Here is a 21,416-nt window from a genome sequence, read left to right as displayed (position 1 = left end):
TTCATGAAAAAACAAGTTTCTTACAGGCAGCTCTTTCCCATAGCGGTCTTGCTAGCTGCTTTTCTATCTCTGCTTTTTTCTGTCCAACCAGTCGGAGCAGAAGAAGCGGTAAGTTCGTCGACTTCTGAGGCGGCTGCTCTTACAGAGAATCCGGCTGTAAGTGATGCGTCGGTTGCCAGTCAAGCAGAAAGCTCTCCTGCAGAATCGGGAGAGTCAAGGGCAACTTCTGAAGAGGCAGTGGAAAAGGCAGACCAAGCTCCTGCTGCAGCACAGGCCGCGGTTAGCGGACCTGAAGTTGTACCCAATGTGGGAACAATTCAAGGAGAATCACAAGCCTCTCCCTATGAGGACAAAGAGGTTCAAGTCTCCAATGTAGTTGTGACGAAAACAGACCGTTATGGTTTTTATGTTCAAGACCTGACTCCTGATGGAAATAGCAGGACTTCTGATGCTCTTTATGTTGTTTCTAAAGAAAAAGTTGATGTTGGAGACAAACTTAGTCTTGAAGGACGCGTCAAAGAGGGCTATATGGAAGAGCTCAGCGTTCGTCAGGGGCAAACCTTCAACAAGCCCATTGATAGTTTGACTGTCACCATGCTGATGGCTTCTAAAGTGACCAAGGAAGGGAAAGCTGATTTGCCTGCTCCAGTAGACATCGTGTCTAATATGCCTCAGGATACGGTCGATAAGGATATTAATAATTATCAGCCTCAAAGTGAAGCGTTGGACTACTGGGAAAGTTTGGAAGGAATGTTGACGACGGTGAAGAAACCGCATATTCTGGGACCTCAGTACCGAGGCGATGTTTATGTCTTGCCTGAAGGCTACCAAGCCTTGCCATTAAACAATATCGGCGGTCTCAATCTTCGTCCAAACGCTCAAAATACCGCAACCATTCCAGTCTATGTTGGCAATAAATTCATTGCCAAGGCCAAGGATTATTTCAATGGTGATGTGGTCGGAGTCGTGACCTATCGTGGGAAGATTTATAAGTTGGAGTCAACTCAGCTGCCTGATTTGGTGGACGGTGGCTTGCAGAGACAGGTTTCTCCTATCTATCCAAGCGAGGACAAGCTGACCATTGCTTCCTACAATATCGAGAATTTTTCTGCTAATGCTAAAAAAGGTGAAACACCTGAGGAAAAAGTGACTAGAATCGCTAATTCCTTCATCAATGAAATCCATAGTCCAGATATCATCACGCTCATCGAGGTTCAAGATGAGAATGGCAGTGTCAATGACGGAACGACCAGTGGTGTCAAAAGTGGCGAGAAACTAGCGGCTCGCATCAAAGAACTGGGAGGTAAAACTTACAAGTACACTGAAGTTGCCCCACTTGACGGTCAAGATGGCGGCAAGCCTGGCTCTAATATCCGCGTGGCCTTTCTCTACGATCCAAATCGGGTGAAGTTAGTCGAAAAAGAAGCCGGTATGAGTGACGAAGCAGCTAGCTTCTCCGGTGGCCATTTGGTTAAGAATCCTGCCCGGATTGCTCCAACAAATCCAGCCTTTACCAAGGTCCGTAAATCCTTGGCAACTGAGTTTGAATTTAAGGGACAGCATATCGTTATTATCGCCAATCATTTGAAGTCCAAGATTGGGGATGACGCCGTTTATGGCTCCGCTCAGCCAGCAGTTCAGCATACGCAGGCTGCTCGGATAGAGCAGGCTAAAATTTTAAATAGCTTTGTTCAGGAAGGACTGAGACAAAATCCTAACCTTAAGTTTGTGCTGACTGGTGATTTCAATGATTTTGAATTTTCCGAAACAGCTAAAGCACTGGCGGGCAATGAACTGATTAATCTCATGCAGGAGCATGATGCGGCTGACCGTTATTCCTACTTCTACCGCGGAAGCAACCAAAGCTTAGATAACATTTTCATTTCGAAGAACTTGGCAGGCAAGGCGGTCTTTGCGCCTGTCCATATCAATGCCTCTTTCATGGAGGAACATGGCAGAGCTTCAGACCATGATCCAGTAGTGGTGCAGCTGGACTTTTCTAAGGATGTTGCAGCTTCGTCTTCTGACAGCTCCCAACCGTCTCAATCAACTGGACAATCCTCTGTAGCAGCAGAACAAGGAGCTCCGTCTCAGACCAATCCTCCATCGTCCAATCAAACTGGACAAGGTCAGACTGCTGGCAGCAAGAAGAAGGGACTCCCGCAGACCGGCCAAAATAACAGTGGCTGGGCAGTTTTGGGATTGACCCTGCTAATGTTTGTTTTTACTCTCAAACAGAGAAGCAGAAATTAACTAAAATCAATTTAAAAAGTGAGATCAGGGTGGAATAAAGATTCTGCCCTGATTTTTTGCTTGCCTACAGCTTTCGCCCTAAAGTTTTATCTGTTGTAAAACACTGAAAATGAAACTGAAAAACAGTTTGTTTTCTAAAAAATAGGCAAATTAAGTCTATTTTTGCTTTAATCATGTTATAATATAGTTAGTTATAAAACGTTTTCAGAGTTAAGAGGTTGCGCGATGGTTGAAGAGAAAATTGAAGAAGCAGTTGATTATGGAAAGGTAACGGGCATGGTCCACTCCACCGAAAGTTTTGGAGCTGTTGATGGACCGGGTATCCGTTTTATTGTTTTTTTGCAGGGATGCCACATGCGCTGCCAGTACTGCCATAATCCGGACACATGGGAGATGGAGACCAACAAATCTCAGCTGCGGACAGTGGATGATGTCTTGCAAGAGGCTCTCCGTTATAAGGGCTTCTGGGGCAACAAAGGCGGCATCACTGTCAGCGGAGGAGAAGCCTTGCTGCAGATTGATTTTCTAATTGCCCTCTTTACCAAGGCTAAGGAACTGGGCATCCACTGTACATTGGATACCTGTGCCCTACCTTTTAGAAATACGCCTCGCTATCTGAAAAAATTTGACAAGCTTATGGCAGTGACGGATTTAGTCCTGCTTGATATCAAGGAGATTAATGAAGAACAGCACAAAATTGTGACCAGCCAGACCAACAAGAATATCTTGGCTTGTGCCAAGTACTTGTCTGACATTGGAAAGCCAGTCTGGATCCGCCATGTCTTGGTGCCAGGATTAACTGACCGAGATGATGACTTGATTGAGCTAGGTAAATTTGTAAAGACGCTGAAGAATGTTGATAAGTTTGAAATTCTACCTTACCATACCATGGGAGAATTCAAATGGCGGGAGTTGGGCATTCCTTACAAGCTGGAAGGAGTTAAGCCTCCAACGGCTGATCGGGTCAAGAATGCCAAGGAACTCATGCAGACTGAGTCCTATACAGAGTATATGAATCGGGTGCATAATAGCTAATCTACTTTGAGTATGAATTAATGGGCTGGTGAGCTAACCAGTCCATTTTTCTTAAGAAAATGCCCTTCTGTTTTTGTGAAATGCCTGTAATTGTGGTAAAATAAATGCAATAAACATTATATAAAAGAAGAGGTTTATCATGTCTAAAATTTTAGTTTTCGGTCACCAAAATCCTGATTCTGATGCTATTGGTTCATCCTACGCCTTTGCTTACTTAGCTCGCGAAGCTTATGGCTTGGATACAGAAGCTGTTGCTCTGGGTGAGCCTAATGAAGAAACAGCCTTTGTATTGGATTATTTTGGCGTGGCTGCACCGCGCGTGATTACATCTGCCAAGGCAGAAGGGGCTGAGCAAGTCATCTTGACAGACCACAATGAATTCCAGCAGTCTGTGGCAGATATTGCTGAAGTTGAAGTTTATGGCGTGGTGGACCACCACCGTGTTGCTAACTTTGAAACAGCTAGTCCACTTTACATGCGCTTGGAGCCAGTTGGTTCAGCTTCCTCTATTGTTTACCGTATGTTCAAGGAGCACGGAGTAGAAGTTCCAAAAGAAATTGCAGGATTGATGCTGTCTGGTTTGATCTCTGATACTCTCTTGCTTAAGTCACCAACAACTCATCCAACTGACAAGGTCATTGCACCAGAATTGGCTGAGCTGGCTGGTGTCAACTTGGAAGAGTATGGTTTGGCAATGCTTAAGGCAGGTACAAACTTGGCTAGCAAGTCTGCAGAAGAATTGATTGACATCGATGCGAAAACATTTGAGCTCAACGGAAACAATGTCCGTGTGGCACAGGTCAACACAGTTGACATTGCTGAAGTTTTGGAGCGTCAAGCAGAAATCGAAGCTGCTATTGAAAAAGCAATCGCTGATAATGGCTACTCTGACTTTGTCTTGATGATTACAGATATTATTAACTCAAACTCAGAAATTTTGGCTATCGGAAGCAATATGGACAAGGTCGAAGCAGCCTTCAACTTTGTTCTTGAAAACAACCATGCTTTCCTTGCAGGCGCTGTTTCTCGTAAGAAACAAGTGGTGCCTCAACTGACAGAAAGTTTTAATGCTTAAAGAGCTCATTTGAGGAAATAAGTTACTAGAAGGGGCTATTCCCCTCATACCTAAAAGGAGTCTTGACTCCTTTTTTGATGGGTGAGAAAAATGAAGATTCAAGATTTACAAGATGGAGATTTGATTTTTACAGTCGGATCTTCAGAAATTGTAGCAGCCATCCGAGCAGCAACTGGTTCATATAGCCACGTGGCCATCTTTTTTAATGGTGAGATTTATCATGCAACCCATGAGAATGGTGTTGTCAATCAAGATTTGTCTGATTTTTTACAAGATGAGGATGTTTATGACGTGTACTGCTATCCAGCTATTGAAGCAGAAGCAGTCTTTAAAAGAGCCAAATTACATTTAGGAAAGCCATACAATTTCAGCTTCTATCCGCAGTCCGATGGTTTTTACTGTTCGGAGTATATTGCAGAGATTTTGCCGATTTTTGATACGATTCCCATGCAGTTTGGCGATGAGAAAAATATGATTTCTGATTTTTGGCAGAAATATTATCGGGACTTGGGCTTAGCGGTTCCCCTAGATCAGCCTGGGACGAATCCTAGCCAGTTGGCTCAGTCAAGAACACTCATCTACAAAGGAGAACTCCATGATTAAAATTATCAATCCCAGCCGTTTGACGCACCAGCCTTTTTTTCAGGAGCTGATTGATTATTTGGATCAGCATGAGGAAGTGATTCTGCGGGAGATTAAGCGAGAGTTTGAGGGCGTGGCTAATATTGACCGCTCAATAGAGGACTATATCAAGGCTGGCTACATCAAGCGGGAGAACAAGCGATATTACCTGACGCTGCCTCTTTTGGAAAGTTTGGAGGATGTGCGTTTGGATCAGGAAGTCTTTATTCGTGATGATAGTCCCCTCTATCAGGAACTTTTGGAGCTGCGCTTTGAGACCCAGCTTTCCAATCAGACCAATGCGGCTGTTTTGCTGGAAGAGACAGATTTTCTGCGGGATAAGCTGACCTTGGCTAATTATTTTTACAAGATGCAGCGCCAATATCCGCTGTCTGAGACACAAAAGCCTCTCTATGCTGTTTTGGGCGATGTCAATCCAGAGTATGCACTCAAGTACATGACGACCTTTCTTCTCAAGTATGTCCGCAAGGATGAGCTCATGCAGAAGCGGCGGGACATTTTTGTCGATAGCCTAGTAATCTTGGGCTATATCCGGCAAAACGAAGCAGGCAAGTATGAGTTACAGGCCAGCTTTGATAAGGAGAGATTGACTTTCCAGCTGCACTGATTTTCTCATAGAATGAGCAGAATATTTGACCTTTGAAAAGAAAAAACTTATACTACTGTAAACGGTATCAAATACTGTAAAAAAGAACGGAGGCAATCATATGTCACTAGAAAATAAATTCGATCAAGCTAAGGGCGCTGTTAAAGAAGGCCTAGGAAAAGTTACCGGCGATAACAAGACAAAAGCAGAGGGCGTTGTTGAAAAAACAGTTGCTAAAGCAAAAGAAGTTGCTGAAGATGCTAAAGAAGCTGTAGAAGGTGCTGTAGAAGGAATCAAAAACAGCTTGGATAAATAAAAAACAATCAGTCGATTATTCGGCTGATTATTTTTTTTGCTGATACATAAGGTAGAGGAAGTAGGGGGCTCCAATAATGGAAATCAAAATGCCTGTCGGGACGGAGCTTCCGATGAGGAAGGTTCTTGTGATCGTATCTGCCCCTGTCATGATAAAGGCACCTAGCAGCATGGCGGCTGGAAAGAGTAAGCGATGATCGCTAGGCAGGAATCGTTTGCTGATATGGCTAGCCAACATACCGATAAAGACAATATTTCCAGCTAGGGATAGACTAAAAGCGACGAGAGCACTGGCTAATAACAAGGTTATCTGACGCTCTCTTTTTAGATGAAGCCCTAGGCCTAGAGCTGTTTCATCATTTAGGCTGAGGATATTGAGCTTGTGGGAGCGCAGATAGGTCAGCAACCAGAATAAAAGCAAGAAGGGGCCAGCAATAGCTAGACTTTCCCAGTTATTACCCGTAATCTTACCAGCTAGCCAGCTAACTACATAGGTCAGTTTGTTCTGATTGACACGGCCGGTGATGGCAATCATACTGGAAGACAGAATGGTTGACAAGGTCACACCAGCGATAATGAGCTTGACGGGGCTGATAGCTTGGCCTTTTTGATGTGAGATCAGGTAAATAAGAGCTACTGTCATCATACCGCCAAAGGTTGCGATAAAGGGAAGATAGCGGATATAGAAAGGATCAGTCACTTCTAGCTTGCTGATAGCAAGAGTAATGATAACACCAGCTCCGGCATTTATTCCCAAGGTTCCTGAATCGGCAAGTGGGTTTCGAGTAAAGGTCTGCAGCAGTACACCGCTCATCCCTAGCGAAGCTCCTGCTAGAAGGCAGACCAGAATTCGAGGCAGGCGGATCTGCTCCATGATAAAGGTGCTGCCATCATCTCCTTGCCCCAGCAGATATCGAAAAGCTTCACCGATATTAAATTCCTGATCGCCTGATGATAGAGACAGTAGGAAAATTAGGAAAGTCAGGAGGCTGAGACTTACTAGAACCAAAAGAATTCGTTTTTTATCTCTCATAGAAGGCCCCCTTTCTCATCAGCCATAGGAAGACTGGCAGCGTAACGAGACTGATAATAGAGCTAAGAGGCAGACCGACCATATGACTCGCAGCGAAATCACAGATCAATAGAAAGAGCGCTCCTGTTAGCATCGTCAGTGGCAAGATTTTTTGGTAATTCTTTCCGCTGATGGTTTTGACAAAGTGTGGAATAATCAGTCCGACAAGAGCCAGGCTTCCTACTAGGGCAACGGCTGCCGCTGATAACAGTAGAACAATACTCAGAAAGAACAGGGTTATCTGAGTCGTTCGCTGGCCTAAGCCCTTGGCTACTGTTTCATTGAGGCTGAGAATGGTTAGTTGGTGAGAAAATAGCTGAGCCAGTAAGAGGCCTAATAAGATAAAGGGAGCAATGATTTGCAGCATTTTCCAATTGGTTCCTAGAAGCCCTCCAGCTTGCCAACCGATGACAGCATTGGTCAGGTTGAGGTAAATGGTCAAGCCTTGTCCGATAGCAGTCAGGAGTGTTGTTACCATGGCACCGGATAAGACGAGTCGTAGTTGCCCAAAACCTTTTCTAGGATGGTAGGAGAGACTGAAAACCAGAATACTGGCTAGACAGGCTCCTGCAAGTGAGAGCAGGAGGATGCTACTGTAGTGTATACTCTTAGAAAAGGCATAACCGCAGATGAGCGCTAGACCAGCTCCAGAGTTGATGCCCAAAAGTCCCGGATCAGCAATAGCATTGCGGGTTATCCCCTGCATGATGGCACCTGAAACGGCCAAGCTAGCTCCGACTAGCAGAGCTGCTATTCCTCTAGGTAAGCGCAGATCTATGATGATGTTCTGGGCTGGACTTTCCTTGAAAGGATGGCTCAGCGTTTCTATCAGTTGCCGATGGGAGTAGCTGGGAATGCCAAAGCGCAGGTAGAGATAGAGTCCGCCAATCAGCAGGAGAATGAGGGCGAAAAAAACAAGCCAAAAGATGTTTGGCCTATTTTTTTGAGTAAAGAGTGAATGAAGCGTCATCTGGTATCCTTTATATAGTCGAAAATCAAATAGCTGTCATGAGATATATCGCTTACTAGCAATGTTTTTTACTAGTCTAAGTTCCTGCAAGAAATGGCCTAGTTCATTTTTTCAAGGCCATCTTGAATGGTTTTGAGTTCGTATTCAAGTGTCAATGGATCGTTGAAATAAAAGGCGTTGGCATCCACTTTTAAGACATGGTTCTGTTGGACAGCGGGAATAGATTTCCAAACATCGCTTTCGTAAAGAGCACTGCCTGTTTTATCATCTTCAGCTGCAACCAGGACATAATCGCCAATGTACTCACTCACCGTTTCTTGGCTGACTTGCAAGTAGCCACTTGGGAATACTTCATCCTTCACCTTTTGTGGGGCATCAAATCCCAGAGACTTGTAGATAACTTCTCCGCCTCGTCCCCAGTTGTTACCGAAGAGATAGATTTCCTTTTCATATAGCCCGACAACCGTGAAAGTGACATTTTGTCCCAGCTTTTCTTTTAACTGCTTGCCAATATCAGCTGTTTTGCTCTTCCAATCGGCAATCCATTGATCAGCTTCTTTTTCCTTACCAAAGATTTGGCCAAAGCGATTCAGGATTTCTAAATAGTCATTTTTTCCATAATCGATGGCAATAGTTGGAGCGATTTTCTTTAGTTCATCGATATTTTTGTCACTGGCATCTACCACGATAAGGTCTGGCTTTTGCTTGGCGATAGACTCCAAATCTTCCGGCATCAGGACCTTGGCATTTTTGACTTTTTCTTTGAGGACAGGATTTTTGGCATCATAGGATGTTACAGTGACAGGGTCGAAACCTAGTTGCAGCAAATAGCCTGTGTAGGTAGAGGAGAGGCTGGCGATGCGTTTTGGATTTTTGGGAATATCGCCGTAGTAGTGAAATCCGTCAATTTTTGGCTTGCTGGATAGCTCGACCTTGTCTGAAGAGGCAGAGTTTTCAGATTTAGATGAGCTGCCGCAGGCAACTAAAAGGAAGATGGTGACAGTAAGGGTGGCAAATGATAAAAACTTTTTCATTTTTTCCTCCAATTCTATAAAAAGTTTAGAAGCTGTATTCATGAAGCAATATGGAAAACATATCTATGAATACATGACTTATTTAACGAGCTGATAGCTGAGGCAGAGTGGCTTATCTTGAATAGGATCCCGAATAATCTGGGCTTCAATCTGAAAAATGTCTCTCAGAATATCCGAAGTCATGACCTGCTCAACACTTCCTTGATATCGGATATGCCCATTTTTCATAGCGATCAGCTGATGGGAGAAGCGGGCAGCCAAGTTGATGTCATGCAGAACCATGATAATGGTTTTTCCGCTGAGTCGGTTTAGGTCATTCAGCAACTCCAAGATTTCCAGCTGATGATTCATATCCAGATAGGTGGTCGGCTCGTCCAGAAAAATAGTCTCTGTATCTTGAGCTAAAGCCATAGCAATCCAGACGCGCTGGCGCTGACCTCCAGACAAATCATCCACCTGCCAGTCCGAAAATTCGCTGACCTGAGTTGCTTCCATAGCCCAGCAGATTTTTTCCCGGTCTTCTGTACTGAGCCGCCCCAAGCCAGTTTGATGTGGAAAGCGGCCATAAGAGACCAGATCATAGACGGTGATGCCATCGGTTGCCTCCATGGTTTGGGGCAGCAAGGCAATCTTTTGCGCCACCTCCTTGGTCGGCAGTAGGGCGATGGACTGTCCATCCAGAGTTATGCTGCCGGCTTTTGTCGGCAAAATACGGGTAAAAGCCTTGAGAAGCGTGGATTTACCGCAGCCATTGCTACCGATAATAGTTGTAATCTTTCCCTCGGCGAGTTGGCAGTCCAGTCCGTCAATAATAACCTTTTGATTGTAGGCGACCTGGATACTTGCTGCAGAGATAGTGGACATAGACTTCCTTTCTGGCTGATTCTTCTATCAGAATTACATCTTTTATTATACCATAAAAATTTTTCTAAAAAAGAGTTTTCTGACAATTTAATAAAAATAAAATAAAAAAGTTTTATAAAATTGTAAATAATAAAAATTTAAGCTTTTCATGCTAAGATAGAAATATAAAAAAGAACCTGCAATGATGATATAAATTTACAGGTGGTGAAAGGAGAAATGATGAAATTATTGACAAACCTACGCCCCTCTACGCCTTTGAAAGAGCTGAGGTGGTTTGATATTGCTGTGATTACCCTGCTCATGTTTGGGCAGTTTATTTACCGCTCAACGGAGCTTTATTTAGCTAGCTTTGCACCAGCTTCCAGCACAGGAGCGACTGAAACGGTGACCAATACAGCCACTGAAGGAGCGGCTTTTTCTAGCAATTTCAATTTTCAGCTGCTGATGCTGGTCTTGACCATTCTTTATCTATTGCTCCGGCGCTTTGACTTTAAGCAGCTTCCCATACGTCTGAGCTGGTCGGTTCTCCTCTGGACTCCTCTTATTTTTGTAGCAGTAGGGTTCTTTGGTGACATTGTGACGACGCTGAGCGGCGAGTATAATTACTTTGATCCAACTCTCTGGTCTTATGTAGATGTTCTAGAAATCTTCCGGAAATTTGCTGAACTGACACCTATGGCCATTCTCTACGGACTTCTAAATGGCTTCTATGAGGAATTCTTCTTTCTGGGGCTTATGACCTCTGTTAAGGATAAGTATAAGTGGTGGGCTCTGGCCTACTCTACTATCATTCGGATTTCTTTCCACACCTATCAGGGCATGCTGTGGGCCTTGGTTATCGGAGTGGTGTACGGTCTCTTTTACTATTTCCTTTACAAGTACAAGGTCAAGAACCTCTTGCCTTTCTTTCTCATGCACGCCTTGGCGGATATGTTTGGCTCCAGCTTGATGTACGTTCTGATTAAATGGCGTTAATCTCTACTAAACAAGAATAAAAAGGCGATATGCTCGCCTTTTTTCTTATAAATACTTTTCAGCAAGAGCATAGTCTCCTGGATAGGCTACTTTTTCTCCTTCTACGATTTGGTAAGCATCTGCTCCTTTACCAGCCAGAATGACGGCATCTCCCTCTCGCTCAGTCAGACTGAGAGCTTTTTTGATGGCTTCTTCTCGGTCGGCTATTTTGTCCACTGGATAGGAGATGTAGGATGCGATTTCCTCCGCAATGGCTAGAGGATCTTCATAGTTAGGATCGTCTGCGGTTAAGATAACGGTCAGCTCAGGATGCTGATTAAGTAGGCGACCGAAGTCTTTGCGGCGGCTTTCACCCTTGTTGCCTGTAGCACCTAAGAGGAGGATAATCTTGCCCTTTTGGTGTTCCTCTACCACAGACAGCAGGTTGCTTAGGCTAACACCATTGTGAGCGTAGTCAACGAAGACCTTGGCGCCGTTTTTCTGAGTCAGAACTTCCATACGGCCTGGGACTCGGGTTGCGGCAATTCCTTTTTTGATGTCTTTGAGGCTAGCACCCAGACGCAGACAGGCAAGACCAGCCGCTACTGCATTTTCTTGATTGAAGTGGCCAATGAGCTGGATATCGTAGTGGCCAGCTAACTTACCAGTCGCTTCAAAGCTGAAAGCCCGAGAATCCGTGATAGTGTTACTAGAGCCTGCTCCATAGAAATCGTGTTCCATAGAAGCGACTTGCTCTTTCACGATTTGGAAATGGTCCATGCCGCTATTCACAATAACTGCTCGGCTATTGTCCATCAAAAGCCGTTTATTGTAGAAGTAATCTTCAAAGGTTGGATGCTCAATAGGGCCGATATGGTCTGGGCTGATATTAAGAAAGACACCCACATCAAAGGTTAGGCCATAGACCCGTTTCTTGAGATAAGCCTGACTGGAAACTTCCATGATGAGATGAGTCCGATCATTAGCAAGGGCTTGGGCCATCATTTTAATAAGATCCAGACTCTCTGGTGTGGTCAGAGTTGACTTGAAGAAAGTCTCGCCATCCAAAGTAGTGTTCATAGTCGAGAGCAAAGCAGGCCGATGGCTTTGGGAAAGGATTTGATAGGCAAAATAAGCTGTAGTTGTCTTGCCCTTGGTGCCAGTAAAGGCTAGCAGTTTGAGCTTTTTCTCAGGATGGCCGTAAAATTCCATAGCTAAGAGACTCATGGCCTGCTTGACATCGTTGACCAAGAGGACCGGAATGCCCACTTGAAAGTCTGTCTCGCTGATATAAAAGCGCAGGCCAGCTGAGACGGCTTTTTCTAGAAATTCTTTCTTAAAAGCCTCACCCTTGACAAAAAAGAGGGTAGAGGCATCCGCTTGCCTGCTGTCATAGCTGATACTATCGAAAGTCAAGCCGCTGTAAGAGAAGAAGTATTCTCCGTCTTTGACAATATCACGAAAATTATGGTCTTCTTTTAAAATATCTAATACGGTTTCAATTTTAATCATAAATCTATTGTAAACCTTATGGCTGGGTTTTACAAGAGGCAAGGAAAAGTTTATAATAAAAGAAGAATAAATAGAAGAGGTTTTCTATGAGCCAAGAAACAACAAGCCAGCAGCAGCAGATGCTGCGGGGAACTGCCTGGCTAACTGCCAGCAATTTTATCAGTCGTCTTCTGGGTGCCATCTATATCATTCCTTGGTATATCTGGATGGGCAAGCACGGCGCTGAGGCCAACGGCCTTTTTACTATGGGCTACAATATCTATGCCTGGTTTTTACTGATTTCTACAGCCGGTGTGCCAGTGGCAGTGGCCAAGCAGGTAGCTAAGTACAATACCATTGACAAGGAAGAGCACAGTTTCACTCTCATTCGAGAGTTCCTCAAGTTTATGCTGCTTTTAGGAGCTGTCTTTGCAGTGATTATGTATCTGCTCTCACCAGTTTTCGCTTCTATGTCTGGCGGTGGTTCAGACTTGGTGCCAGTCATGCAGAGTCTGTCTTTGGCTGTTTTGATATTCCCATCAATGAGCGTTATCCGAGGTTTTTTCCAAGGGTTTAACAATCTCAAGCCCTATGCCATCAGTCAGATTGCGGAGCAGGTCATTCGGGTTATCTGGATGCTCCTGACAGCCTTTTTCATCATGAAAATCGGTTCTGGCAACTATGTAGAAGCGGTTACCCAGTCTACCTTCGCCGCTTTTATCGGTATGCTGGCTAGCATGGCTGTCTTAGCCTTCTATCTCTGGAAGACAGGGATGCTGACTTCTATCCTTCATAAGCCTGCTAATGCCGGCGAGATTAACGGCCGTGCCCTGCTCTGGGATACCATTCGGGAGGCCATTCCTTTCATTATCACAGGATCTGCCATTCAGCTTTTTCAGATTATTGACCAAGCTACCTTTATCCATGTCATGGGTTGGATTAGCAAGTACAGCAAATCCGAGCTGCTGGTTCAGTTTGCCTATTTCTCAGCCAATCCTAATAAAATTACCATGATTTTAATTGCAGTGGCTACTTCTATCGGTGGTGTTGGGATTCCGCTTTTGACCGAGAACTATGTCAAAGGTGATTTCCGATCGGCTGCCCGCTTGGTGCAGGATAATCTCAGCATGCTGATTTTCTTTATCTTGCCAGCAACCATTGGTGCTGTTTTGGTAGCGGAACCTCTGTATACTGTCTTCTATGGCAAGCCAGACGGCTTAGCTCTGGGACTTTTCATCTTTGCTATGCTGCAGACCATTATCCTTAGTCTATATACGGTGTTGGCTCCGATGATTCAGGCCCTCTTCCAAAATCGAAAAGCTATTATTTACTTCCTCTATGGAGTAGGAGTCAAGCTGGTGCTGCAAGTACCCTTGATTTATATTTTCAAAGCTTATGGTCCTCTTCTTGCGACGACAGTTGGCTTGATTATCCCAATCCTGCTCATGTATCAGGAAATTCGCAAGGTAACAGGTCTGAATCCTAAGAATCTCTTTAAGCGGAGCCTCCTGTCAGTGATTCTGACAGTTCTGATGATCATCTTTGTCTTGGTGGCAGAGCTGCTCATTGGACTCTTCCTACATCCAAGTGGTCGGATTTCCAGCTTTGTCTATATCGCTCTGATTGGCGGTATCGGTCTTGCTGTCTATGGCGGTCTGGCGCTCAAAGTTCGCCTTATGGATCGCTTTATCGGTTCAAAAGCGGCTAGTCTGCGACGACGCTTTCACATCTATTAAAAAGCCGCAGGGCTTTTTAATTTTTAGATTTGTTTTTCTAAAACTTTAACATTATAGTTTCAAACTATAGCTAGCTCTTGAAAAGAAAAAAGAAAAATGTTTTCAAAAGATGTTACAATAGAGGGTGAAATATTAGCGAAGGATTGGAAGGTTAATATGAGTAAGGACGTAAAATTAAATACACTACTGGCTCAGGCTGGGGTTAAAAAAGATGAAACAACCGGTGCTTTAACAACACCCCTGCATTTTTCAACGACCTACCAGCACCCTGAGTTTGGCCAGTCAACAGGTTATGACTATACTCGAACCAAGAATCCAACAAGGGTTAGCTTGGAAGAGACTCTGGCAGCTATCGAAAGTGCAAATTATGCCCTAGCGACTAGCTCTGGTATGTCGGCTATTGTGCTGGCCTTTAGTGCCTTTCCGGTCGGCAGCAAGGTTTTGGCTGTTCGGGATCTCTATGGCGGCTCTTTCCGCTGGTTTGCTCAGGCTGAAGCGGAAGGGCGCTTTGCTTTTACCTATGCCAATACAGAAGAAGAACTTCTGAATAGTCTAACAGAGGATATAGATATTGTCTATATCGAGACACCGACCAATCCTCTTATGGTAGAGTTTGACATTGCCCGCATTTCCCAAGCGGCTCACGAGCGAGGAGCAGCTGTCATTGTGGACAATACCTTCTACAGTCCTATTTATCAGAGACCGCTGGAGGATGGAGCTGATATTGTTCTGCACTCTGCGACCAAGTATCTGGGTGGACACAATGATGTCTTGGCTGGAGCCATCATGACTAATGATGCTGCTATTTATGACAAGCTATTCTATAACCTCAATACAACTGGGCCGGTCCTGTCTCCTTTTGACAGCTATCTGCTTTTGCGCGGTCTCAAGACATTGGCTCTCCGTATGGAGCGCTCTACTCAGAATGCGCAAGAAGTAGTCGTTTTTCTGAAGCAATCTCCTGCGGTAAAAGAGGTTCTCTATCCAGGCAAGGGTGGTATGATTTCCTTTAAAGTTGTGGACGAAGGGAAGATTCCTCATCTCTTAAATAGCCTGAAAGTCTTTACCTTTGCGGAAAGTTTGGGTGGAGTGGAGAGCCTGATTACCTATCCGACGACCCAGACTCACGCAGACATTCCAATTGAAGTGCGTCATTCTTATGGCTTGACAGATGATTTGCTGCGCCTGTCAATTGGAATTGAGGATAGTCGAGATTTGGTAGACGATTTACGAGCAGCCTTGGAGAATGAATAATATGGGAAGATATAATTTTGAAAAAGCCCCCTGTCGTGTAGGGCATCATACTTATAAATGGAAAGAAGCGGAGAAGGACAAAGAAGTCCTGCCAGCCTGGATTGCAGATATGGATTTTGAAGTCCTGCCTGAAATCCAGCAAACCGTTCATGACTACGCTAATCAGTTGGTCTATGGCTATACCTATGCCAGTGAAGACCTAATCAATGCCGTTCTAGATTGGGAGCGGGATGAGCACGACTATACCTTTGATAGGGAAGCCTTGGTATTTATAGAAGGAGTTGTTCCTGCTATTTCGACAGCTATCCAAGCCTTTACCAAGGAAGGTGATGCCGTTCTAATCAACACTCCTGTTTACCCACCTTTTGCCCGCAGTGTCAAGCTCAATAATCGTCAGCTTATTACCAATTCTCTGATAGAGCAGGACGACCTTTTTCAGATTGACTTTGAGCAGTTGGAGCGGGACATTGCAGACAATGAAGTCAAGATTTATGTTTTATGTAATCCTCATAATCCCGGAGGTCGAGTTTGGGAACGGGAAGTGTTAGAGAAAATTGGCCGCCTCTGCCAAAAGTACGGCGTCCTCCTGGTCTCAGACGAAATCCACCAAGACTTGACGCTGTTTGGCCATGAACATCAGTCTTTCAATACTGTTTCGCCTGACTTTAAGGACTTTAGCTTGATTTTAGCTAGTGCAACTAAGACCTTTAATATTGCTGGAACTAAAAATTCCTATGCAGTGATTGAGAATCCTAGCTTGCGGCATCAGTTTAAAAAACGCCAGCTGGCCAACAACCAGCATGAAATTCCTGGTCTTGGATTTTTAGCGACAGAAGCAGCCTATCGTTACGGTTGGTCTTGGTTGCTGGAGCTCAAGGAAGTTCTTGAGAAGAATGTGAATTTTGTGGTTGATTATTTTGCCAAGGAAGCGCCGCGTCTGCGGGTCATGAAGCCTCAAGGGACTTATCTGATTTGGCTGGACTTTTCAGATTATGGCCTGACAGATGACCAGCTTTTTCAGCTGCTACGAGAAGAGGCAAAGGTCGTCCTGAATAGAGGAAGTGATTTTGGTCAAGAAGGCAAAGGTCATGCCCGCTTAAATGTTGCTGCTCCAGAGACGATGGTTGAAGAAATCTGCTCCCGTATTGCAGAGGTATTGCCAAAATAAATCAAAATATTTTTGAAATTTATCTCAAGCGATAAAAAAAGATTGACAATCCTTCCAAAGAGGAGTATAGTAATAGTGGAAAATCGGTAGGTGAGGCTACCATAAGGATACGGATGACTACCGCAAAGCAGTGGAGACACTACTCGTTGGTCAACAGTCTTGATCGCCAAGGTCAAGACTAAGCTCATTTCATCGCCTTATGGAGTTAAAGCTTGAACGGTAAATGCTTGCTTTATCTGTGCATAAAACAATGAAGCGAATAACCTGACATGCAAACAACTCTGCCGAGAAATTGGCAGGGTATTCTTTTTTGCTGAAAATATTTCAAGAGTGCAAATAGTTGATTGCCTGCCTCTCAAGAAAAAAGAAGGAGGAATAGTGATGAAATTTTGGTATTCTAGTACCAGTCCTTTTGCGCGTAAAGTATATGTTACAATTTTACATCATCATTTAGAGGAGCAAGTGGATATTCAGAAAGTTCAGGTGGCTTTTGATAGAAATTCACCGCACAATCAAGATAATCCTTTAGGTAGAATTCCTGCTTTTCAAGCTTCCAGTGGAGAATGGTTATATGGTAGTGATTTAATTTCTCAATATTTAGACGAACTAGGTCAGGAAGTCTCACTTTTCCCCAATGGAATGGATAAATGGCATGTTTTAAATATACTGTCCATTGCTGAAGGAATTTTGGAAAATACAATGCCGATTGTTGCGGAGAAATTTTTCCATGAAAAAGAACATTGGTGGAAAGACAGACATCAGCAAATTGAAGAGAGAAATATACGGAGTTTGTCTTTGTTAGAGAAACTGGCTACTGAGCAAGGGCTCTCTTTAAATATTGCAACAATCCAAGTAGTTGCTCTTGTAGATTGGTGGAATTTACGTGAAGAAGTTATTGGATTTTCTTTAAAAGAAAATTTTCCAGAATTACAAGATTGGACACAGAAGATGAATGCCACCTTTGATGTCTTGCAGGCATCTTGGGACTTTTAATTGTTTTTATAAATTAAGAAAGGAGACACGCGATGCAAATTGACGATTATCCGGAACCGCACATACACAGCCAATCGCTGATTTGTGTCGTTCTGTCCTTATAAAGTGATTGGTTCCTGTGTATGAAATTTATCAATCATACATCAAGGAGAAACCAATGAAAACAGTAAAAGAAAGATTAGTTGCTGCTCTGCAGCTTCCTGTAAAAGAAACTCTGGCTTTTTACAAGAGTTCTTTTCGTGGCCTGACAGAAGAGCAGGTCGAAGAAAATCGTAACCTCTATGGTGAAAATATCATCACAAAGGGTCAGGAAGACTCTATTCTAAAGAAAATTTACGAGTCTATCATTAACCCCTTTACAGTCATCTTATTGGTGATTGCCCTAGTGTCTTTAGTGACCAATGTTTGGCTGGCTAAGCCTGGTGAGGAAGATCCGACGACTTCCATCATCATTGTTGTTCTGGTGCTGATTTCTGGAGGTATTCGTTTTGTTCAGGAATTGCGGAGCGACCGCGCTGCTAGTAATTTGTCTCGGCTGATTGTCAACACGGCTACGGTTATCCGTGAAGGAGTAGAGCAGGAACTGCCGATTGATGAGCTTGTTGTGGGAGACATCATCAAACTTAGTGCTGGAGACATGATTCCTGCAGATGTGCTGCTACTGGACTCACGTGATTTCTTTGTTCAGCAGTCCGGCCTGACAGGCGAAAGCGATGCGGTAGAAAAGGTCTGTCTGGCCAAGTCAGATGAACAAAAACTTGATAGCCTTTTAGAAACAGAGTCGCTGGCCTTTATGGGAACAAACGTTATTTCCGGAAGAGCTACAGCTCTGGTGCTGGTGGTTGGAGATGAGACCATGATGGGAGCCATTGAGCAGACGCTGAACACCTACGATGAGCCGACCTCTTTTGAGCGCGAGATGAATAGCATTTCCTGGCTCTTGATTCGTCTGATGCTCGTCATGGTTCCAGTCGTGTTCTTCATCAACGGTCTGACAGACGGCGACTGGCTGGAAGCAGGTGTCTTTGCCCTCAGTGTTGGGGTCGGCCTGACTCCAGAAATGCTGCCTATGATTATCACAGCGAGCCTGGCTAAAGGTTCTATTATCATGGCTCAGGAAAAGGTCGTGATTAAGAAGCTGAATGCCATCCAAGACCTAGGAGCTATTGATATCCTTTGTACGGATAAGACGGGCACACTGACCCAAGACGAGATTGTGTTAGAATACCCGCTGGATATTCATGGAGATTTGGACTTAGCAGTGCTCCGTCGTGCTTTTCTCAATTCCTACTATCAAACTGGTCTCAAAAATCTTATGGACCGGGCCATTATCAATCGGACGGAGAAAGAAGCAGAAAAGCATGAGATTGTCCGTAATCTAGACCAAACCTTTAAGAAAATTGATGAACTGCCCTTTGATTTCGAGCGTCGTCGTATGAGTGTCATCGTCAAGGATGATGAGGATGTTATCAGCATGGTGACCAAGGGGGCCTTGGAGGAAATGCTGGCTATCTCTAGCCATGTAGAATACAAGAAACGCATTACGGAATTGACTGAGGAGATTCGTCAGGAAATCCTTGCGGAAGTGGCTCAACTCAATGAGCAAGGGCTGCGCGTGCTTGGTGTTAGCTACAAGTCAGACTTAGAAGAAGATTACGACTATGAAGTCAAGGATGAATCTAACATGATTTTGACGGGCTATCTGGCCTTTCTAGATCCACCTAAGTCATCTGCGGCTCCAGCTATTGAAACCTTGGCTGAGTACGGAGTTGCCACTAAGATTTTGACCGGTGATAATGATAAGGTGACCCAGGCAGTTTGTGAAAAGGTTGGGTTAGATGTAGATAATATCTTACTAGGCTTAGAGGTAGATGCTTTATCAGATGAGGAATTGAGCCAAGCAGTAGAGCATACAACGGTTTTTGCCAAGCTCTCACCTGACCAAAAAGCTCGGATCATTCTCCAACTCAAGGCCAATGGCCACAAGGTTGGCTACATGGGTGATGGTATCAATGATGCACCTTCTATGAAGGTAGCAGATGTGGGTATTTCTGTTGATACAGCTGTCGATATTGCCAAGGAAACAGCAGATGTCATTCTGCTGGACAAGGACCTCATGGTTCTGGAGAAGGGGTTGGTAGAGGGACGCAAGGTCTATGCCAACATGACCAAGTACATTAAGATGACGGTCAGTTCCAATTTTGGGAATATCTTTTCTCTCCTCTTTGCCAGTATCTTTCTGCCTTTTCTGCCTATGGCACCAGTTCATCTGATTGTCCTCAATCTGGTTTATGACTTGTCTTGTATCGCTCTGCCCTTTGATAACGTAGACAGTGAATTTCTCAAGAGACCACGGATTTGGTCTGCTAACTCTATTACCCGCTTTATGGCTTGGATTGGGCCTATCTCATCCGTTTTTGATGTTTTGACCTATCTGGTGCTCTACTTTATTATCGTGCCTATGATAACAGGAGGTAGCTATCAAGCTGGTAGTGGGCAAGCAGAAATCTTTATCACTCTTTTTCAAACAGGCTGGTTCATTGAGTCCATGTGGACCCAGACCATGGTCATCTACATGCTGCGCTCACCTAAGCTGCCATTTGTGCAAAGTCGTCCTGCTTTGTCTGTCATTGTGACGACCATGGCAGCAGCTCTCTTTGTTACTTCCTTGCCATACAGCCTCTTTGCGTCAGTTCTGAAAACTGCCCCGCTGAATGGCACTTATTTCCTTTTTCTTTTCTTGATTATTGTGCTTTATATGGTTAGTGTAACTCTTGTTAAACACCTTTATATCAAGCGCTATAGAGAATGGCTGTAAGGTGTAGAAAATCTTTGAAAAGGCTTGCTTATGGCAAGCCTTTTCACACTTTTTTTGATATAATAAGAAGAATAAATTGAAAGAAGGAAATCCAATCATGGGAAAACTTGAAGTTATCGCTCATCCGCTTATTCAGCATAAATTGTCTATCTTGCGTCGTACAGATACCTCTACCAAGGCTTTTCGTGAATTAGTTGATGAAATCGCAATGCTCATGGGATATGAAGTTTTGCGCGATTTACCACTTGAAGATGTAGAAATTGAAACACCAATTACAAAAACAGTCCAAAAGCAGATTGCAGGGAAAAAATTAGCTATTGTTCCAATCTTGCGGGCTGGTATTGGCATGGTGGATGGACTTCTGAGCTTGGTTCCAGCAGCCAAAGTTGGGCATATTGGAATGTACCGTGATGAAGAAACTCTGAAGCCGGTTGAGTATCTGGTCAAGTTGCCAGAAGATATCGACCAACGTCAAATTTTCGTTGTAGATCCAATGCTAGCTACGGGTGGTTCTGCTATCTTGGCTGTGGATTCTCTGAAGAAACGTGGTGCTAGCCACATTACATTTGTCTGCTTGGTTTCTGCGCCTGAAGGAGTAAAAGCCTTGCAGGAAGCTCATCCAGATGTTGATATTTTCACAGCGGCTCTGGATGACCATCTCAATGATCATGGTTATATCGTACCAGGACTGGGAGATGCAGGAGATCGTCTTTTTGGAACTAAATAAAATGAAAGTAGGAATTTGATATGGCAATTGATTGGGAAGAAATTTTGGGCGAAGAGGAAAACATTGCTGACGCTTACAATAGCCACGTAAGCGAATATATGGATATTTATTTCGATAGCTCGGATTCAAGAAATTATGCTGTTAAAGGAGAGTATATAATTGGTATATGGAACGGTGAAGAGGTGCGCTTTAAGCGTATATGGGGGGGATATGAATTCTCTGAACAAGAAATAACTGATTTATTAAATGGGAAAGAGATTCGTTTTCGATATACTATTAATAAAAACGAACAGGATATTATTGGGAAATTAGCTTATTTAGAATATAAGAACAACTCATATATCGGTTTTTCTCCCTCAAACTGGAAAAAATAAATTTTTAATTTGTGTATAGGACAAATTAAAATGTTGACAATTTGTGAAGAGATTC

General features: G+C 43.9%; 19 protein-coding genes and 1 riboswitch. Of the genes, 14 read left to right on the top strand and 5 right to left on the bottom strand.

Going from position 1 to position 21,416, the window contains the following annotated elements:
- Positions 1-3: 3 nt before the first annotated feature.
- From PCY71_RS09620 to PCY71_RS09595, 6 genes are all read left to right on the top strand, one after another.
- Positions 4-2,253, top strand: a complete 2,250-nt coding sequence (locus PCY71_RS09620; protein ID WP_048773025.1) for an endonuclease/exonuclease/phosphatase family protein — start codon at positions 4-6, stop codon at positions 2,251-2,253.
- Positions 2,254-2,478: 225 nt separating this feature from the next.
- Positions 2,479-3,288 carry a pyruvate formate-lyase-activating protein gene (gene pflA / locus PCY71_RS09615; protein WP_002905907.1) on the top strand — a complete coding sequence of 270 codons (810 nt, stop codon included), beginning with the start codon at positions 2,479-2,481 and terminating at the stop codon, positions 3,286-3,288.
- A 139-nt stretch (positions 3,289-3,427) separates the two neighbouring features.
- A complete protein-coding gene (locus PCY71_RS09610; protein ID WP_002909135.1) occupies positions 3,428-4,363 on the top strand; it encodes a manganese-dependent inorganic pyrophosphatase in 936 nt (311 codons plus the stop codon).
- Positions 4,364-4,453: 90 nt separating this feature from the next.
- The gene (locus tag PCY71_RS09605; protein WP_002909136.1) at positions 4,454-4,966 is read left to right on the top strand and encodes a YiiX/YebB-like N1pC/P60 family cysteine hydrolase; all 513 of its coding nucleotides are present in this window, start codon (positions 4,454-4,456) and stop codon (positions 4,964-4,966) included.
- A complete protein-coding gene (locus tag PCY71_RS09600) occupies positions 4,959-5,612 on the top strand; it encodes a DUF1803 domain-containing protein (RefSeq protein WP_002909137.1) in 654 nt (217 codons plus the stop codon). The genes PCY71_RS09605 and PCY71_RS09600 overlap by 8 nt, the downstream gene beginning before the upstream one ends.
- A gap of 100 nt (positions 5,613-5,712) precedes the next feature.
- A complete protein-coding gene (locus PCY71_RS09595) occupies positions 5,713-5,907 on the top strand; it encodes a CsbD family protein (protein ID WP_002909139.1) in 195 nt (64 codons plus the stop codon).
- Positions 5,908-5,934: 27 nt separating this feature from the next.
- On the opposite strand, the gene PCY71_RS09590 is transcribed toward PCY71_RS09595, so the two are convergent.
- From PCY71_RS09590 to PCY71_RS09575, 4 genes are all read right to left on the bottom strand, one after another.
- Positions 5,935-6,939 (bottom strand): iron ABC transporter permease, encoded by a 1,005-nt coding sequence (locus PCY71_RS09590; protein ID WP_002909140.1) that lies wholly within the window; start codon positions 6,937-6,939, stop codon positions 5,935-5,937.
- Positions 6,929-7,948 carry an iron ABC transporter permease gene (locus tag PCY71_RS09585; RefSeq protein WP_002909142.1) on the bottom strand — a complete coding sequence of 340 codons (1,020 nt, stop codon included), beginning with the start codon at positions 7,946-7,948 and terminating at the stop codon, positions 6,929-6,931. The genes PCY71_RS09590 and PCY71_RS09585 overlap by 11 nt, the downstream gene beginning before the upstream one ends.
- A 98-nt stretch (positions 7,949-8,046) precedes the next feature.
- A complete protein-coding gene (locus PCY71_RS09580; RefSeq protein ID WP_032912395.1) occupies positions 8,047-8,982 on the bottom strand; it encodes an iron-hydroxamate ABC transporter substrate-binding protein in 936 nt (311 codons plus the stop codon).
- Between the two features lie 78 nt (positions 8,983-9,060).
- Positions 9,061-9,846: an ABC transporter ATP-binding protein gene (locus tag PCY71_RS09575; RefSeq protein WP_002909150.1), complete on the bottom strand. Its 786-nt coding sequence runs from the start codon at positions 9,844-9,846 to the stop codon at positions 9,061-9,063.
- A 216-nt stretch (positions 9,847-10,062) separates the two neighbouring features.
- Here PCY71_RS09575 and PCY71_RS09570 point away from each other — a divergent pair, with 216 nt between their 5' ends.
- The gene (locus PCY71_RS09570; protein ID WP_172633374.1) at positions 10,063-10,821 is read left to right on the top strand and encodes a CPBP family intramembrane glutamic endopeptidase; all 759 of its coding nucleotides are present in this window, start codon (positions 10,063-10,065) and stop codon (positions 10,819-10,821) included.
- A 45-nt stretch (positions 10,822-10,866) separates the two neighbouring features.
- On the opposite strand, the gene PCY71_RS09565 is transcribed toward PCY71_RS09570, so the two are convergent.
- Entirely contained in the window at positions 10,867-12,312 is a 1,446-nt protein-coding gene (locus PCY71_RS09565; protein WP_002909152.1) for a UDP-N-acetylmuramoyl-L-alanyl-D-glutamate--L-lysine ligase, read from the bottom strand.
- 86 nt (positions 12,313-12,398) lie between these two features.
- Here PCY71_RS09565 and PCY71_RS09560 point away from each other — a divergent pair, with 86 nt between their 5' ends.
- The 7 genes from PCY71_RS09560 to PCY71_RS09530 all read left to right on the top strand — a co-directional run bounded on the left by PCY71_RS09560 (position 12,399) and on the right by PCY71_RS09530 (position 21,361).
- Positions 12,399-14,027, top strand: a complete 1,629-nt coding sequence (locus PCY71_RS09560) for a polysaccharide biosynthesis protein (RefSeq protein WP_002909153.1) — start codon at positions 12,399-12,401, stop codon at positions 14,025-14,027.
- A 96-nt stretch (positions 14,028-14,123) separates the two neighbouring features.
- Positions 14,124-15,281: a cystathionine gamma-synthase gene (locus PCY71_RS09555; RefSeq protein WP_002909154.1), complete on the top strand. Its 1,158-nt coding sequence runs from the start codon at positions 14,124-14,126 to the stop codon at positions 15,279-15,281.
- Positions 15,274-16,449, top strand: a complete 1,176-nt coding sequence (locus PCY71_RS09550) for a MalY/PatB family protein (protein ID WP_002909155.1) — start codon at positions 15,274-15,276, stop codon at positions 16,447-16,449. The genes PCY71_RS09555 and PCY71_RS09550 overlap by 8 nt, the downstream gene beginning before the upstream one ends.
- A 75-nt stretch (positions 16,450-16,524) precedes the next feature.
- Positions 16,525-16,681: riboswitch (M-box (ykoK) riboswitch) on the top strand.
- 149 nt (positions 16,682-16,830) lie between these two features.
- Positions 16,831-17,442: a glutathione S-transferase family protein gene (locus tag PCY71_RS09545; protein WP_032912400.1), complete on the top strand. Its 612-nt coding sequence runs from the start codon at positions 16,831-16,833 to the stop codon at positions 17,440-17,442.
- A gap of 157 nt (positions 17,443-17,599) precedes the next feature.
- On the top strand, positions 17,600-20,260 hold the full coding sequence (gene mgtA / locus PCY71_RS09540) for a magnesium-translocating P-type ATPase (RefSeq protein WP_032912401.1): 2,661 nt from the start codon (positions 17,600-17,602) through the stop codon (positions 20,258-20,260).
- 97 nt (positions 20,261-20,357) lie between these two features.
- Positions 20,358-20,987: a uracil phosphoribosyltransferase gene (gene upp / locus PCY71_RS09535; protein WP_002894672.1), complete on the top strand. Its 630-nt coding sequence runs from the start codon at positions 20,358-20,360 to the stop codon at positions 20,985-20,987.
- A 20-nt stretch (positions 20,988-21,007) separates the two neighbouring features.
- On the top strand, positions 21,008-21,361 hold the full coding sequence (locus PCY71_RS09530; RefSeq protein ID WP_301412542.1) for a DNA topoisomerase I: 354 nt from the start codon (positions 21,008-21,010) through the stop codon (positions 21,359-21,361).
- Positions 21,362-21,416: the final 55 nt, after the last annotated feature.

The sequence above is a fragment of the Streptococcus sp. SN3 genome (assembly GCF_030439905.1).
This window is presented reverse-complemented; position numbering and strand designations above follow the sequence as displayed.

Excerpts from the sequence above, each read along its gene's own strand:
- PCY71_RS09620 (WP_048773025.1), top strand. The coding sequence starts at position 4 with ATGAAAAAACAAGTTTCTTACAGGCAGCTCTTTCCCATAGCGGTCTTG.
- pflA (WP_002905907.1), top strand. The coding sequence starts at position 2,479 with ATGGTTGAAGAGAAAATTGAAGAAGCAGTTGATTATGGAAAGGTAACG.
- PCY71_RS09610 (WP_002909135.1), top strand. The coding sequence starts at position 3,428 with ATGTCTAAAATTTTAGTTTTCGGTCACCAAAATCCTGATTCTGATGCT.
- PCY71_RS09605 (WP_002909136.1), top strand. The coding sequence starts at position 4,454 with ATGAAGATTCAAGATTTACAAGATGGAGATTTGATTTTTACAGTCGGA.
- PCY71_RS09600 (WP_002909137.1), top strand. The coding sequence starts at position 4,959 with ATGATTAAAATTATCAATCCCAGCCGTTTGACGCACCAGCCTTTTTTT.
- PCY71_RS09595 (WP_002909139.1), top strand. The coding sequence starts at position 5,713 with ATGTCACTAGAAAATAAATTCGATCAAGCTAAGGGCGCTGTTAAAGAA.
- PCY71_RS09590 (WP_002909140.1), bottom strand. The coding sequence starts at position 6,939 with ATGAGAGATAAAAAACGAATTCTTTTGGTTCTAGTAAGTCTCAGCCTC.
- PCY71_RS09585 (WP_002909142.1), bottom strand. The coding sequence starts at position 7,948 with ATGACGCTTCATTCACTCTTTACTCAAAAAAATAGGCCAAACATCTTT.
- PCY71_RS09580 (WP_032912395.1), bottom strand. The coding sequence starts at position 8,982 with ATGAAAAAGTTTTTATCATTTGCCACCCTTACTGTCACCATCTTCCTT.
- PCY71_RS09575 (WP_002909150.1), bottom strand. The coding sequence starts at position 9,846 with ATGTCCACTATCTCTGCAGCAAGTATCCAGGTCGCCTACAATCAAAAG.
- PCY71_RS09570 (WP_172633374.1), top strand. The coding sequence starts at position 10,063 with ATGATGAAATTATTGACAAACCTACGCCCCTCTACGCCTTTGAAAGAG.
- PCY71_RS09565 (WP_002909152.1), bottom strand. The coding sequence starts at position 12,312 with ATGATTAAAATTGAAACCGTATTAGATATTTTAAAAGAAGACCATAAT.
- PCY71_RS09560 (WP_002909153.1), top strand. The coding sequence starts at position 12,399 with ATGAGCCAAGAAACAACAAGCCAGCAGCAGCAGATGCTGCGGGGAACT.
- PCY71_RS09555 (WP_002909154.1), top strand. The coding sequence starts at position 14,124 with ATGTTTTCAAAAGATGTTACAATAGAGGGTGAAATATTAGCGAAGGAT.
- PCY71_RS09550 (WP_002909155.1), top strand. The coding sequence starts at position 15,274 with ATGAATAATATGGGAAGATATAATTTTGAAAAAGCCCCCTGTCGTGTA.
- PCY71_RS09545 (WP_032912400.1), top strand. The coding sequence starts at position 16,831 with ATGAAATTTTGGTATTCTAGTACCAGTCCTTTTGCGCGTAAAGTATAT.
- mgtA (WP_032912401.1), top strand. The coding sequence starts at position 17,600 with ATGAAAACAGTAAAAGAAAGATTAGTTGCTGCTCTGCAGCTTCCTGTA.
- upp (WP_002894672.1), top strand. The coding sequence starts at position 20,358 with ATGGGAAAACTTGAAGTTATCGCTCATCCGCTTATTCAGCATAAATTG.
- PCY71_RS09530 (WP_301412542.1), top strand. The coding sequence starts at position 21,008 with ATGGCAATTGATTGGGAAGAAATTTTGGGCGAAGAGGAAAACATTGCT.